The sequence below is a fragment of the Ensifer sp. BR816 genome (genome assembly GCF_000378985.1).
Classification (GTDB): Bacteria; Pseudomonadota; Alphaproteobacteria; order Rhizobiales; family Rhizobiaceae; genus Sinorhizobium.
This window is the reverse complement of record NZ_KB905370.1, coordinates 144,447-157,864: the sequence shown is the minus strand read 5'-3', so window position 1 is coordinate 157,864 and position 13,418 is coordinate 144,447. Positions and strand designations below refer to the sequence as shown.

The 13,418-nt window shown below is 62.4% G+C and carries 13 protein-coding genes, 1 pseudogene and 1 riboswitch; of the genes and pseudogenes, 3 read left to right on the top strand and 11 right to left on the bottom strand.

Annotated elements, in window-relative coordinates:
• The first annotated feature begins 63 nt into the window (after positions 1–63).
• Together RHIBR816_RS0100755 and RHIBR816_RS35490 are read left to right on the top strand one after the other, a co-directional pair.
• A complete protein-coding gene (locus RHIBR816_RS0100755) occupies positions 64–1,035 on the top strand; it encodes a GlxA family transcriptional regulator (protein ID WP_018234619.1) in 972 nt (323 codons plus the stop codon).
• Between the two features lie 134 nt (positions 1,036–1,169).
• Positions 1,170–1,495 (top strand): annotated as a pseudogene (locus RHIBR816_RS35490) (TfoX/Sxy family protein).
• A 50-nt stretch (positions 1,496–1,545) separates the two neighbouring features.
• On the opposite strand, the gene RHIBR816_RS0100750 reads toward RHIBR816_RS35490, so the two are convergent.
• The 5 genes from RHIBR816_RS0100750 to RHIBR816_RS0100730 form a co-directional block, all read right to left on the bottom strand.
• Positions 1,546–2,307, bottom strand: a complete 762-nt coding sequence (locus tag RHIBR816_RS0100750) for an SDR family NAD(P)-dependent oxidoreductase (RefSeq protein ID WP_018234618.1) — start codon at positions 2,305–2,307, stop codon at positions 1,546–1,548.
• A gap of 4 nt (positions 2,308–2,311) precedes the next feature.
• Positions 2,312–3,130, bottom strand: coding sequence for an ABC transporter permease (locus RHIBR816_RS0100745; RefSeq protein ID WP_018234617.1), 819 nt, complete (start codon positions 3,128–3,130; stop codon positions 2,312–2,314).
• Positions 3,130–3,996 (bottom strand): ABC transporter permease, encoded by an 867-nt coding sequence (locus tag RHIBR816_RS0100740; protein ID WP_026186505.1) that lies wholly within the window; start codon positions 3,994–3,996, stop codon positions 3,130–3,132. Before RHIBR816_RS0100740 ends, RHIBR816_RS0100745 begins: the two co-directional genes overlap by 1 nt.
• A gap of 148 nt (positions 3,997–4,144) precedes the next feature.
• The gene (locus RHIBR816_RS0100735) at positions 4,145–5,305 is read right to left on the bottom strand and encodes a spermidine/putrescine ABC transporter substrate-binding protein (RefSeq protein WP_018234615.1); all 1,161 of its coding nucleotides are present in this window, start codon (positions 5,303–5,305) and stop codon (positions 4,145–4,147) included.
• 52 nt (positions 5,306–5,357) lie between these two features.
• Positions 5,358–6,434 (bottom strand): ABC transporter ATP-binding protein, encoded by a 1,077-nt coding sequence (locus tag RHIBR816_RS0100730; protein WP_018234614.1) that lies wholly within the window; start codon positions 6,432–6,434, stop codon positions 5,358–5,360.
• A gap of 264 nt (positions 6,435–6,698) precedes the next feature.
• On the opposite strand from RHIBR816_RS0100730, the gene RHIBR816_RS0100725 reads away from it, so the two are divergent.
• The gene (locus tag RHIBR816_RS0100725; RefSeq protein ID WP_371259067.1) at positions 6,699–7,442 is read left to right on the top strand and encodes a LuxR C-terminal-related transcriptional regulator; all 744 of its coding nucleotides are present in this window, start codon (positions 6,699–6,701) and stop codon (positions 7,440–7,442) included.
• Positions 7,443–7,526: 84 nt separating this feature from the next.
• On the opposite strand, the gene RHIBR816_RS0100720 is transcribed toward RHIBR816_RS0100725, so the two are convergent.
• The 6 genes from RHIBR816_RS0100720 to RHIBR816_RS0100695 form a co-directional block, all read right to left on the bottom strand.
• Positions 7,527–8,000 carry a 6,7-dimethyl-8-ribityllumazine synthase gene (locus RHIBR816_RS0100720; RefSeq protein ID WP_018234612.1) on the bottom strand — a complete coding sequence of 158 codons (474 nt, stop codon included), beginning with the start codon at positions 7,998–8,000 and terminating at the stop codon, positions 7,527–7,529.
• An 88-nt stretch (positions 8,001–8,088) separates the two neighbouring features.
• A riboswitch (FMN riboswitch) is annotated at positions 8,089–8,253 on the bottom strand.
• A 116-nt stretch (positions 8,254–8,369) separates the two neighbouring features.
• Positions 8,370–9,431 carry an ABC transporter ATP-binding protein gene (locus RHIBR816_RS0100715; RefSeq protein ID WP_018234611.1) on the bottom strand — a complete coding sequence of 354 codons (1,062 nt, stop codon included), beginning with the start codon at positions 9,429–9,431 and terminating at the stop codon, positions 8,370–8,372.
• 12 nt (positions 9,432–9,443) lie between these two features.
• Complete coding sequence (locus RHIBR816_RS0100710) at positions 9,444–10,226, bottom strand: iron ABC transporter permease (RefSeq protein WP_018234610.1); 783 nt, start codon at positions 10,224–10,226, stop codon at positions 9,444–9,446.
• Positions 10,223–11,104, bottom strand: coding sequence for an ABC transporter permease subunit (locus tag RHIBR816_RS0100705; protein ID WP_018234609.1), 882 nt, complete (start codon positions 11,102–11,104; stop codon positions 10,223–10,225). The genes RHIBR816_RS0100710 and RHIBR816_RS0100705 overlap by 4 nt, the downstream gene beginning before the upstream one ends.
• Positions 11,105–11,217: 113 nt before the next feature.
• The gene (locus RHIBR816_RS0100700; RefSeq protein ID WP_026186503.1) at positions 11,218–12,324 is read right to left on the bottom strand and encodes an ABC transporter substrate-binding protein; all 1,107 of its coding nucleotides are present in this window, start codon (positions 12,322–12,324) and stop codon (positions 11,218–11,220) included.
• 193 nt (positions 12,325–12,517) lie between these two features.
• Positions 12,518–13,396 carry a MurR/RpiR family transcriptional regulator gene (locus RHIBR816_RS0100695; RefSeq protein ID WP_026186502.1) on the bottom strand — a complete coding sequence of 293 codons (879 nt, stop codon included), beginning with the start codon at positions 13,394–13,396 and terminating at the stop codon, positions 12,518–12,520.
• Positions 13,397–13,418: the final 22 nt, after the last annotated feature.

Genomic DNA, 13,418 nt, shown 5'->3' with positions numbered 1-13,418 from the left:
CTCTGCTTTCCATAAGTGGAATGATCCTATACATTATCGGCAACAGGCGGAGGAAGTTTCGCGATGGATGCCGTCGTTTCGCAGGCGCAGCATATCGATTTGCTCATACTGCCGGAGACGAACCTGATTCTCGTCGCCTCGGTCGTCGAGCCTTTGCGTGCCGCCAATCGCATCGCCGGACGAACCCTCTACAGCTGGACGATGTTCAGTCCGGACGGCGAAGCGATCGAGACGAAAAGCGGTGTCCCGATTCCGGTGTCCGGCCCCTTCCGGCCGCAACGCGAAACGGCGCCGCTCTTCGTGCTGTCGAGTTACAACTGGCGGCGCAGCGCCACGTCGCAGCTCAAGATGCTGCTGTCGCAGACGGCCCGGCACCGGGAGGCGATGGCGGGCATCGAATCCGGCTCCTGGCTATTGGCGGAGACGAGCCTTCTCGACGATTTTTCCGCCACCACCCACTGGGAAGACTTCGAGGATTTCGCCACCGCCTATCCGCAGGTGACAATGGTGCGCGAGCGTTTCGTCATCGACGGCAAGCGGATCACCACCGGCGGCTCGCTGCCGACGCTTGACCTGATGCTCGAACTCATCCGACGCGCCCATGGCTATTCGCTGGCGCTCGAAGTCTCGCGTCTCTTCATCTACGAGCAGGAGCGCACCCGTGGCGACCTCCTGCAGGTGCCGGCGATCGGCAACATGCGCATCCTCGACGCCAGGGTCGGCTCAGCGGTAAAGTTGATGGAGGAAACCGTCGAGGCGCCGTTGACGCTCGCCAGGCTGGCGCGGCGGGTCGGGGTCAGCGCCAGGCATCTGCAGGATCTGTTCAAGGACACAATGGGCGTCGCTCCGCACGAGCATTATCTGGCGCTGCGTCTCAATGCGGCGCGGCGCAAGGTGATCGAGACGCGCATGGAGTTCGCCGACATCGCGGCGATTTCCGGTTTCAACTCGTCGTCTTCATTCTCGCGCAGCTATCGCGCCCACTATCGCGAGAGCCCCACCGAGACGCGCCGGCGCCTGAAGCTCAAGAGTTGATTCAACGGCTTCACAGGTCGATTCAGTGGGCGCGGGATTCGTGAATATAATCAGCGGTCTATCGGCGGCGTGTCGGAAAGTGATTCAGGTGTGAACGCGGCCACCTTTGCCGCGAGAGAGTGAGGAAAGTATCGATGCGCGACACCGGACTTGAGGAGTTGATCAGGCAGGAACTCGGCGAGCGGGCGGGGCTTTCTGAAAAGCCGATGTTCGGCGGCCTGGCTTTTCTTGTTAACGGCAATCTCGTCTGCGGCGCGCGCGACGACGGGATGCTGGTAAGGCTCGGCAAGGGCAATGACGCCTGGGCGCTGGCGCTACCGGATATCGCCCTGATGGTGATGGGCGAGCGCCCAATGCACGGTTGGGTGCGTGCGGGTGCCGAAGCCTATGGTGACGACGCCCTCGCAAGAGGCTGCTGGATGCGGCGCTCGATTATGTGCTGTCGCTGCCGCCGAAGTGAAGGCTCGTACCATTCCTTCACATTCTTCCACAGGCGAGTGCGCCAGCAGCTCAGACGATCGTCTCGCCGCCGTCGACCACAAGAACCTGGCCGGTCATATAGGAGGACCGGTCGGAGACAAGGAAGAGGATCGCTTCGGCGATCTCGTCGACGCTTGCCCAGCGTCCGAGCGGCACCTTCTCGCGGATATAGGCTTCGATGGCGCCCCGACCGCCCATCTGAGTGATGAAAGGTTCGTTGAACGGCGTGTCGACCCAGCCGGGGCAGAGTGCGTTTATTCGCACGCCGTATTTCGCGTAGTCGCCGGCCATCTGCCGCGTCATGGCGATGACGGCGTGCTTTGTCGTAGTGTAGGCGATCATCTCACGGTCGTAGAGAACGCCGGAAGAGGACGAGGTGTTGACGATCACGCCGCGCCCCGCCGCCCTCATCGACGGCACGACCAGGCGAGCCGCCATGAAGTGGGCGCGAACGTTCAGGTTCCACGAGCGATCGAAACCCGCCACTTCGACCCGCTCCAGGTCGCCGGCCACCTGGGCGCCGGCATGGTTGTGCAGAATATCGATGCGGCCATGCCGCCGAAGGATCTCGACAATGCCGTTCGACAGCGCGGCGTCGTCGGTGACGTCGACGGCTAGAAGTTCGGCGCTGCCGCCCCTGGCGGCGATGGATGTCACGGTCTCTTCCGAAGCCTTCGCGCTACGGTCCACGACGACCACATGGGCGCCTTCGCGCGCCATGATGGCGGCACCCGCCTGACCGATCCCGGAGCCGCCGCCGGTCACGATCGCGATCCGGTCTTTCAGGATCATGGTTTCACTCCCCGGATTTGCTTTTCGTCTCGCGCATCAGCACGCGCGCTGTCAGGATCAGGAGAAGCGACGCGACGAGAACCAAGGTTGCGATCGCATTGATCTCCGGCGTCACGCCGCGACGGATCGAGGCGAAGACATAGATAGGCAAGGTGGTCTTCGAGCCTGCGACGAAGAAGGCGATGATGAAATCGTCGAAGGAGAAGGTGAAGGCGAGCAGGAAGCCGGCAAGAATCGAGGGAAGGATCTGCGGCAGCACAATCAGCCGGAAGGTGGTGAGCGGCGTCGCGTAGAGATCGCTGGACGCCTCGACGATGTCACGGCCGAGACTGGCGATCCGCGCCTTCACGATCATGGCGACGAGTGCCATCGAGAACAGCCCATGGGCGGCGATGATAGAGCCGTACCCAAGACCGAGCTGTGGCGGGTGATCGCCCGGCCAGATCATCGCGAGCGCTGGATTCACGAAGGAGAAGACGGCGACCAGCGCCACGAGCGTGGCGATACCGATGACGACGCCCGGAACGACGATGGCAGCAGCGAAGAGGGCATCGAAGACGGCTCGCACGCGCGGCCCGAGGCGCTCCATGCCAAGCGCCGCCATGGTCCCAAAGACCGCCGCAAGCGCAGCGCTCGTGAAGGCGATCATCAGGCTGTTCTGCAGTGCTGAAACCAGGAAGGTGTTGCTGAGAGCCTTGCCGTACCAGGCAGCGGAGAAGCTGGTGAACTCGCTCGCATTGCGCCCCGCATTGAAGGAGAACAGAACGACGAGCGCGATCGGCGCATAGAGGAAGAGATAGACGGAGGAGACGAGGGCACGCATCAGACGAGATCCACCTGTCTTGTTCCGGCGACCTTCCAGGCGATGCGCATCGCCACCATGAGCACGACGGCGACGACGGCAACCAGCGTGACGGCGATCGCCGAGCCGAAGGGCCAGTTGCGTGATTGCAGGAAGAGATCGACCAGCGCGTTGCCGATGAAGAAGACCTTGCCGCCGCCGAGAAGCTGGGGGATCAGATATTCGCCGAGGAGCAGGATCGTCACGAGCGCGACGCCGGTCATGACGCCCGGGAGCGACAGCGGCAGGGTGACGCCGAGGAAGCTGGAAACCGGCTTGGCGCCAAGATCGGCGGAAGCCTCAAGAAGTCGCCGGTCGAGTTTCTCGAGGCTCACATAAATCGGCATGATCATCAGCGGCAGGTAGCCGTAGACGATTCCGAGCAGCACGGCGCCGGGCGTGTTGAGCATCCGCACGTCCTCGATGCCGATCATCGCGAGCAGATTGGGAATGCCGCGCGAGCCGAGGATATACATCCAGGCATAGGTGCGCACCAGCAGGCTCGTCCAGAACGGCACGACGACCAGCGAGACGAGGATCAGGCGATAGCGCGGATTTGCCCTGACGGCGAGGTAGTAGGCGACAGGATAGGCCACCAGCAGGCAGAGCAGGGCGCCGGCTGGCGCAAGCATCAACGTGTTCCAGAAGGCTGCGGCGCGTGTCGGCAGGTTTGCGAACTGGGCGAAGGTGAAAGCCGCCTGATAGCCGCCTTCCGGCGCCCGCTCGCCGAAAGCGAAGACGAGCATGGCGATGAATGGGAGAACGAGGAAGACGCAGAGCCACGCCGCCGCCGGCGCTACCAGCGCCGCCATCACCAGGTTCCTCTTCGTGTTCTTTGCCGCACGCATGGTCAGTCCGTTGAAACGTGTATTGAACTGGGCCCTCATCCGGCCCGCCGGCCAGTCGCTCCCCCTTCGAACGGGGAGAGGGAACCCGCGGCGCCCGTCCCCTCTCCCGCTGGCGGGGAAGGCCAGGGTGAGGGGCGAACTTTCGACATCACGCCGACTTGAAACGCGCCATCAGCTCGGCGCGCCCGGGATCGGTCAGCGTCACGGCGGCGCCGAATTCGAGCGGAGTGAGTGCCGCTTCGTCCGGATAGACGATCTTGTTCGAGGTGACGTCGGCCGGCAGCAGTTTCAGGACGCGGCTGTCCGTCGTCGGCGCGCCGTTGGCGATGTGCTCCTTGACGGCGTTTTCCGGCGTCATCAGGTAGTTGAGCAAGGCATAGCCGGCAGCCTTGTTGGCGGCGCTCTTCGGGATCGCGTAGAAATCCGACCAGATCTCGCCGCCATCCTTGCCGAGCACGAACTGGATTTCCGGCATGTCGCGGTTGAGCTGCGCACCGTCATTGGTCCAGCACATGGTCATCCAGGCGTCAGTCGCCCGCATCGATGGCTGGTAATCGCTGTTGATCGCATAAAGATGCGGCTTCACCTTGATCAGCAGTTCCTCGGCTTTGGCAAGTTCGTCCGGCTTCACGGAGTTAAAGGAGTAGCCGAGCGAGACGAGCGCATTGCCGATGGTGGTGAGTTGGTAGTCATGCACCATGGCGCGACCGTCTGCCTCGGCCATCGCTACCTCGAAGAACTCCTTCCAGCTCGTGACCGGCTTTTTGATCTTGGCGCTGTTCACGGCAATGCCGGTCGTGCCCCAGTTCTTCGGCACCGCATAGGTCTTGCCGTCGATGACGCCTTCATTGGTGAAGCGGGCGTTTTCCGTCGAGGCGTCGTAGTTCGGCAGCTTCGACAGGTCGAGTTCATCAATGAGGCCGAGCTTTGCATAGGTCGAAATCGTGTAATTGGTCGGGACGAAGAGGTCCCAACCGGTGCCGCCTGCCTGCAGCTTCGCCAGCATCTCCTCGTTCGAGCCGAAAACGTTGACTTCCACGGCGACGCCGGTTGCGGCCTTGAAGGCTTCGAAGGTGGCGGGATCATGATAGTTCGGCCAGGTCGCGAGCGACATCTGCGTGCCGAGGTCTTCGGCAAAAGCCGTCGAGTTGAAGAGGCCGGGCGCGCGCGCCAGGACGGCAGTGGCGAGCCCGAGGCCGGTCACGCCGAGAAAATGGCGGCGGTTCACCGAGCCACGTTTCAGGCGCATCAGCTCGTCCGCAAGCTTTTCAGCGGTGATCGGGGCATTCTCTCTGTACCACTTGGTCATGATGCTGTTCCCTTGTCGTTGGCATGCATTTGATGGCAGAGCGTCGGCCCGTTCAGGCCGGAAAGACATGCATTGCATTCGGATCGAAGCGGAGTCCGATCCTTTCTCCAGGTTCCGCGAGGTCGGATTCATCCAGGCTGCGGCGGTCGGCGGTCACCAGAAAATCGCCAAGCCCGTCAACCTCGACGGAGTATTCGACCGATGAGCCGAGGAAGATGCGGTGGGTCACCGTGCCATGCAGCGTGGCGGTATCGTCACGCACAAGGCTTATCGATTCCGGACGGAGCGCCACCATGGCCGCACCCGCGGTTCCATTGGCGCGCGCGGGCTTTGCCAAACCGACGCCATTTGCCAGCCGCACCGCATTCGCGCCGGGCTCGATCGTCGCTGCGATGCGATTGGTCTTGCCGACGAAATCGGCGACGAAAAGATTCGCCGGGCGATCGTAAATTTCTTGCGGCGGCCCGATCTGGACCACTCGCCCGGCATTCATGACGCAGACGACATCGCTCATCGACAGCGCCTCTTCCTGGTCGTGCGTGACGAGCATGAAGGTGATGCCGAGCTCGCGCTGCAGGCTCTGGAGTTCGATCTGCATCGCCGTGCGTAGCTTCTTGTCGAGCGCAGCAAGAGGCTCATCGAGGAGCAGCACCTTCGGCCTGTTGACGATGGCGCGGGCAAGCGCCACGCGCTGTTGTTGTCCGCCCGACATCTCGTGAACGCGGCGCTTGCCGAAGCCGGCAAGACGGACCATCTCCAGCGCCTCCCGGGCGCGGCGGCTGATTTCGGCCGCGGCAATGCGCGGGCGCATTTGCTTCAGCCCGTAGGCGACGTTCTGCTCGACATCAAGATGGGGAAACAGCGCGTATTGCTGGAAGACCATATTGACCGGGCGGCGATAGGCCGGCACGCCGTTCATCGGCTGGCCACCGATATAGACCATTCCCTCGCTTGGCTGTTCGAAGCCGCCGATCATTCGCAGGCAGGTGGTTTTGCCGCAGCCGGACGGGCCGAGCAAGGCGACGAAAGCCCCCTTGGGCACCCCGAGGCTGATATCCGACACCGCCGTGACGCTGCCATAGCGTTTGGCGACCGAACGGAATTCGATGTCGTTTGAATCGGATGTCACGTCTGTTCCCTGCGGCGCTATTATAGGAACAGGACGCGGCCCTTGCGCCTCCTGTTCCCACCGTCATTGCCAACAGCCTAGTCATGGGAAGCCGCGTCGGTATATACCCCGAAAGAGGTATTTCAACCGGAATATGCTTGTGGAAGGAGTATACCCTGCGTGAGGCCGTCCAAGTGGCAGCGCAGGGGACTGGGGGAGGGCGATTTGGGCGTCGACTTCGAGAAGCTTTTCCAGGCCCTGGCGCCTTTAATGAATGGTTCGGCGATGGGCGATGAGGCCATCGGCAGCGCGTTCCGCCGGCTGATGTCGAGCTTGATAGCCTTCGATTATGTCGTCGTCTTTGCCTATCGTGGCAAGGAGCGTCCGCTTGATCTCTACAGTACTTTCGATGCCAAGGACCACGTGCTCTTCGTCAGTCTCTACCAGGCGGGTCCATACCTGCTCGATCCCTTCTATCATGCCGCCTGCGCGCCGCGACCTGGCGTATGGCGAATGCGGGAGCTGGCGCCCGATCGCTTTTTCTCCAGCGAATATTACCGCACCTATTATGTGCAGACCGGGCTTGCGGAGGAGGTGGGCTTCTTCGTGCCGGTCAGTGGACAGGTCACCGTCGTGCTATCGCTGATGCGGCGGGAGGCGACCGGCCCTTTCGGCACCGCCGAGTTCGCCCTGCTCAAGAGGGCCGAGCCCTTGGTGGCCGCACTCGCTCGCCATCATTGGGCCGACCTCGACGACCGATTCGACGCGGCGCTCGCGAAAACCGGCCGCAGCCGCCGCAAGGCCTTGCATCCGCCCGCGGACGGGGTCTGGCAACATCTCAACCTCACCGATCGGGAAGCGGCAATCATCGAACTGGTCCTGCAGGGGCATTCGTCGGAGTCGATCGGATTGAGGCTCGGCATCTCGACCGGGACCGTCAAAGTCCATCGTCGCAATGTCTATCGCAAGCTCGGAATTTCCTCGCAAACGCAACTGCTGTCGCTCTACATCAAGAATCTTGGCCACTGACAGCTGTCGGCAGCCGCTTTATTGGCAACGCAAAAGGGCGCGCCAGCTGGCTGCGCCCTCTCTTTTGTGTCGATTCGAAGTCCGTCAGGCGTTGATCAGCGCCAGCCTCGCGCGCGCGTCGAGAATTTGCGCGCAGGCATTCGCTGCTTCCTCGCCCTTGACGACGAAATGGTCGCGGAAGAAGGCGATCAGCGCCTCGCTTTCCTGGAAGTTGTGGGGCGTGAGGACGGCGGAGAGCACCGGCACGTCCGTGTCGAGCTGGACGCGCATCATGCCGTCGAGCACCGTGCCGGCGACGAAGTCGTGGCGGTAAATGCCGCCATCGACGACGAAGGCGGTGCCGAGGATCGCCGAATAGCGTCCGGTCTTGGCGAGCGTCTGCGCATGCAGCGGAATTTCCAGCGCCCCCGGCACGTCGAAGATCTCGATGTCGGCCGCGTTGCCGCCGAGTTTCGACCACTGGGCGACGAAGGCATCGACGCACTGGTCGACGATATCGGCGTGCCAGCGGGCGCGGATGATCGCGATCTTGGTCGAAGGGTTGGAAAGTATGGTCATGGTCTCAAGCCTTTCAGGGTTGGCGTTTGTTCCAATGATCCCGTCGGGCGAACACGCATGCACGACAACCCCGCGAAGGGTTCGTACTGCTTGCTCTCTTCCATCCGGACTGTGACCGTCGGCTCCGGAATCTGACCGGATCTGCTGACCTTCAGACGGCTCGCCTGAAGCGCTCGCGGGCTTCGATCATCAGACCGCTGGTCTGCCGATCGCTACCGCCGGTGGGGAATTTCACCCCGCCCTGAGAACGCGTGCGACTATATAGAGAGATCGGCGCCCGTCAAACGCAGGCTCCGACGAAAATGCGAGAAATCACGACAGATTTTTCCGGGAAGACTGTAGCCGGACGAAATCGCTTCGGACCCATTCCTACTCGCGAATGACCAGCAGGTCCTTGGCGGCGAAGCGGAGCGTGACGTTCTCGCCTGCAACCGGGGGGACGATGCCTGGATTGTTGAACATGTCGAAGGAGATGACGTCGCCGCCGACGCGAAGCCGGGTGCGGATGACCGAGCCCAGGAAGCTCGTGGAGACGACTTCGCCCGGGAGCGCGGTATCGCCCCTCGATCCGTCGGCGATCGAGCCCGCTTCCGGCCGGAGCGCCAGCGAGATGCTGTCGCCGCCTTTGTGACTGGCGATCCCCTCTTTCAGCAAGACCGGTCGGCCGCCGATGGTGACGGAGCCGGCCGCCGGGTCGACGACCTTTGCTTCGATGATATTGAGTGTGCCGACGAAGGAGGCGACGAAACGGGTTGCCGGCGTGTTGTAGATCTCGAAGGGCGTGCCGATCTGGTCGGCGCGTCCGGCGTTCATCACGACGATACGGTCGGAGACCGAAAGGGCCTCCTCCTGGTCATGCGTCACGAACACCGTGGTGATGCCGAGCTGCTGCTGGATCTGCCGGATTTCTTCGCGCAGCGAGATGCGGATCTTCGCATCGAGCGCCGAAAGCGGCTCGTCGAGCAGCAGCACTTGCGGCTTCACGGCAAGCGCGCGGGCGAGCGCCACACGCTGCTGCTGGCCGCCGGACAGTTGATAGGGGAAGCGGTCCGCCAGGTGCTCGAGCTTGATGAGCCCGAGCATCTGCTTCACCCGTGTATCAATGTCCGCTTTGGACGCGCCGGCCACCTTGAGGCCGAAGGCGACATTGTCATGCACGTTCATATTTGGGAAAAGCGCATAGGCTTGGAACACCATGCCGATGTTGCGCTGGTTCGGCTTCAGCGTGCCCTGGTCGGTGCCGTTAATGACGATCGAGCCGCCGGATGGCGTCTCGAAGCCTGCGATCATGCGCAGGATCGTCGTCTTGCCGCAACCGGAAGGGCCGAGGAAGGAGACGAACTCGCCCTTCTCGATGACCATGTTGAAATCATGCACGACCTGTACGGGGCCGAAGGATTTTTTGATGTTGGTCAGTGACAGGAAACTCATGCGGATGGGTCCTCAGGCCTTGGGAGGCGCGCTTTTCTGGAAGCGCGAGACGAGCTGGATGAGGCCGAGGCAGCCCCAGGTGATGCCGAATGCGATGACGGCGAGTGCAGCCGGCTCATAGGCGCGGTTGGCACCGAGGAGCTGCATATAGGGGCCGAAGGCCGGCTTGTTCAGCAGTGCTGCCATGGTGAACTCGCCTATGACGATGGCGAAGGTCAGGAAGGCGCCGGAGAGCACTGCGACGAGCACGTTCGGCAGGATGATCCGCGCCAGGATCGTGGCCCATCCGGCTCCCAGACTCTGGGCGGCTTCGGTCAGCGTGGCGACGTCGATTGTCCTGAGACCCGTATCCACCGCGCGATACATGTATGGTAGCGCGAGCGTGGCATAGCCGAACATCAGCAGTATATCGGTGCCGAAAGCGGAGCCTGTCAGCGGCAACCAGCTCGACGTGTTGTAGAGCCGGATATAGCCGAAAACGATGACAATTGCCGGAATGACCAGCGGCAGCAGCGTAATGAACTCGATGTAGGGACGCAGCCGCGGCAGCTTGAGCCGGACCCAATAGGCAGTCGGTACGACGAGCAGCACGCCGAAGGCGATGGTGAAGAGCGCCTGCGCCACGGAATAGGTGAAGGTTTCCTGGAAGCGCGGATCGCCGAAAACCTTCGCGTAGGCATCGAAAGAATACTCGCCGCGCCGCATCTTCAGCGAGAAGTTGGTCATGCCGATGAGCGGCAGGGTGAAATAGAGGATGCCGAAAAGGAGGGCGCCCCAAGCCCAGATCTTCCTCATTTCAGCCACCTTTCGCTGCGGGCGCGAAGCCAGATATAGATCGCGTTGGCGATGCCCGTGACGACGATCATGCCGAAAGCGAGCGCGTAGCCGAGATGGGGATTGCCGAGCACGTCGCCGCGGATCTGGGCGAAGAGCAGGATGGGCACGATCGACAGCGACGAGCCGGTGAGCGCGATTGCCGTCGCGACGGCGCCGAAGGCATTGGCGAAGAGAAGCGCCAGAGTTCCGAGAATTGAAGGCAGCAGGATCGGGAAGGCGACCATCCGCCAATACTGCAGGCCGGTGGCGCCGAGGATCGCGGCCGCCTCGCGCCATTCACGCTTCAAACCGTCGAGCGCGGGCGTGATGATGAGGATCATCAACGGGATCTGGAAGAAGAGGTAGGTGATAGTCAGGCCCCAGAAGGACAGCAGGTTGAAGCCGAGCGCCCTCAGATCGACGCCAAGCTCCGAGCGCAGGAAGACGCTGAGGATGCCGACCGGCCCGAGGGTTGCGAGAAAGGCGAAGGCCAGCGGTACGCCTGCAAAGTTGGAGGCGACGCCGGAAAAGGTCAGCAGCGGTCCGCGGATCCATTTCGGCAATCCGCCGAAAACCACGGCCGAGGAGACGGCAAAGCCAGTCAGACAGCCGAGAAGCGCCGAGGCGATGCTGATCTTGATGGAGATCCAATAGGCCGCGAGGATCGAAGGCGTGAACAGGCCGTAGATATTGTCGAGCGTGAAGCTGCCGTCTGCTGTCTGAAAGGCGCCGACCACGATCTTCATCGTCGGCAGAAGGAGAAAAAGCGTCACGAAAGCGGTAAAGGGCAGGATGCCCAGCCAGTGAAGCGGAAGACGACGCGCAGGCGGCCTGGCGCCGGTGTGAGCAGATGACATTCCGTTCGCCCCGAGAAGCCGCGCTACAGACGCGGCCGTTCATTGAATTTCCTATGCATATCCTATCCGCCCCGGCCGGAGAACCGGCCGGGGCGGCATGATTGCGGAAGCGCTTACTGGACGTTTGCGCCGACGACGGAATCCCAACCGCCGGTCACCGCGGCCTTGTTCGCGTCGACCTCTTCCAGCGTCGGGAAGTAGGCCTTTTCATAAGCCGCTGCCGGCGGCAGGGCATCGATCAGTTCCTTCGGAACCTTGCCGGCCTTGACCATCGCGTTGAAGCGAGCCGGGTGGCAGAAGCCCTTCAGCCAGCCGAGCTGACCTTCGTCGGAATAGAGGTGCTCCATCCACAGCTTGGCTGCATTCGGGTGCGGCGCATAGGCCGAGATGCCCTGAACGTAGACGCCGGCCAGAACGCCGCTTGCCGGAACGACGACTTCGGTCGGCGGGTTGCCGTTGAGCGTCTTGCCCCAGCCGAGGGCGTTGTAGTCCCATGCAACGATGATGGGGGTCGAGCCCTGGGCCAGCGTCCCGGACTTGCCGATGACCGGAACGAAATTGCCGGCCTTGTTCAGTTCGGCAAAATAGCCGAGACCGGCTTCACCGGCTTCCTTCCCGGCCTTCGCGCCCTTGGCGAGGCCGGCGGCGAGAACGCCGAGGATCGCCTGGTTGGATGCGCGCGGATCGCCGGCAAGCGCCACCTGGCCGGCATATTCCGGCTTCAGCAGATCGGCCCAGTCCTTCGGCGAATTGGCGACGAGGTCCTTGTTCACGAGGAAGGACATCACGCCGTAATAGTCGCCGTACCAGAAGCCTTCCGCATCCTTGACGCTGTCCGGAATGTCGTCCCAGGTGGAGACCTTGTAGGGCTGCAGCAGGCCTTCGGCCTTCATCTGCGGACCGAAGGCGAGGCCGACGTCGACAACATCGGGAGCCTGCGGGCCCTTGTTGTCCTTGTTGGCTTTGACGGCTTCGACTTCGTCAGCCGAGCCGGCATCCGGGTTCAGTTCGTTGACCTGGATTTCCGGATACTTGGCCTTGAACGAAGCGATGACGTCGCCATAGCCGCACCAGTCGTGGGGCAGGGCGATGGTGGTCAGCATGCCTTCCTTCTTGGCGGCGGCGATAAGCTCTTCGCTCGGCTCGGCGACGGCCACTGCCGTGGTTGCCAGCAACATGGCGGTCGAGAGCGAGAGCAGGCGTTGAGTCATTGAAATCACTGGCGTTCTCCTTATGGGTTTTCAGTCAATTTCGGCGATGCTGTTAATGTGGCGCGATGAAACTTGTGTGACAGGCCGTTTTCCCGTTTGCGGCGAGAACGCCGTTTCCGATGGGCTTGCGCTCCAAGGAGTGCACGGCGCGCCTTGCACCCTCAATCCTTCGTCCGGACACTTGGACTTCGACCGGTACCTCCTAGCCTGGCTTGCGAAAGATGCGTGTCGAATCGAAGAGGCCCTCGAGAGCCTTCATTCGATCCCTCGTTTCGTCCCAATTCGAGCTCTGCACCGCCTCGATCAGCGCCTCGACAAGAAACAGCAGCATGACCGAGCTGTCCCAGGCCGAGGGCACCTCGATCTGGGCGCGGAAGGCCTTGGAAGCGGACTTGGCGACGGGCGAACCCCATTGGTCGGTGAAGAGGATGATCTCGACGCCGCGGCTGCGCGCGGAACGGGCGAGAGTCTCCATTTCCTGTTCATAGCGGCGGATATCGAACAGAATGAGGACGTCGCCCTGTTTCATATCGAGGACGTAGTGCGGCCAGGAACTCGGATTGGCGGCGATCTGCGTGACGCCGGTTCGGATGACCTGGAGATGGGTGAAGAGATAGTCCGCCATCGAGCGGGTGATGCGGCCGCCGACGAGATAGATATTCCGCTTGCGGTCGGCGATGAAGGCAGCCGCCCGATCGAATTCGCCGGGTTCAATCTGCGACAGCGTCTGGCGCATGTTGCCCATGATGGCATCGGCGAAGCGGTTGAGGATATGGGTGCCCGGTGCGCTCGCTGCCCAGCGATCGTGCTTGGCGATCGGATTGGAGATCGTCGCCTCCAGTTCCTGGTGGAGCCTCGACTGGAAATCGGGAAAGCCGCGGAAGCCCAGCTTCTGAACCATACGCGCCACCGTCGGCGTCGAAACGCCGGCGTTCTCGGCGACCGTGGTGATCGAACCGAGCCCGGAGACCGGATAGTTGTCGAGAAGTGTCTCCGCCAAACGCTTCTCGGCGCGCGTCAGCGCCGCGAAATGTGCGTTGATCACATCCGACACCGTCATGGATGCCGTGTTGCCGTTCAATATCATGCCCCTCAGCCGGTCT

Excerpts from the sequence above, each read along its gene's own strand:
- RHIBR816_RS0100755 (WP_018234619.1), top strand. The coding sequence starts at position 64 with ATGGATGCCGTCGTTTCGCAGGCGCAGCATATCGATTTGCTCATACTG.
- RHIBR816_RS0100750 (WP_018234618.1), bottom strand. The coding sequence starts at position 2,307 with ATGATCCTGAAAGACCGGATCGCGATCGTGACCGGCGGCGGCTCCGGG.
- RHIBR816_RS0100745 (WP_018234617.1), bottom strand. The coding sequence starts at position 3,130 with ATGCGTGCCCTCGTCTCCTCCGTCTATCTCTTCCTCTATGCGCCGATC.
- RHIBR816_RS0100740 (WP_026186505.1), bottom strand. The coding sequence starts at position 3,996 with ATGCGTGCGGCAAAGAACACGAAGAGGAACCTGGTGATGGCGGCGCTG.
- RHIBR816_RS0100735 (WP_018234615.1), bottom strand. The coding sequence starts at position 5,305 with ATGACCAAGTGGTACAGAGAGAATGCCCCGATCACCGCTGAAAAGCTT.
- RHIBR816_RS0100725 (WP_371259067.1), top strand. The coding sequence starts at position 6,699 with ATGGGCGATGAGGCCATCGGCAGCGCGTTCCGCCGGCTGATGTCGAGC.
- RHIBR816_RS0100720 (WP_018234612.1), bottom strand. The coding sequence starts at position 8,000 with ATGACCATACTTTCCAACCCTTCGACCAAGATCGCGATCATCCGCGCC.
- RHIBR816_RS0100715 (WP_018234611.1), bottom strand. The coding sequence starts at position 9,431 with ATGAGTTTCCTGTCACTGACCAACATCAAAAAATCCTTCGGCCCCGTA.
- RHIBR816_RS0100710 (WP_018234610.1), bottom strand. The coding sequence starts at position 10,226 with ATGAGGAAGATCTGGGCTTGGGGCGCCCTCCTTTTCGGCATCCTCTAT.
- RHIBR816_RS0100705 (WP_018234609.1), bottom strand. The coding sequence starts at position 11,104 with ATGTCATCTGCTCACACCGGCGCCAGGCCGCCTGCGCGTCGTCTTCCG.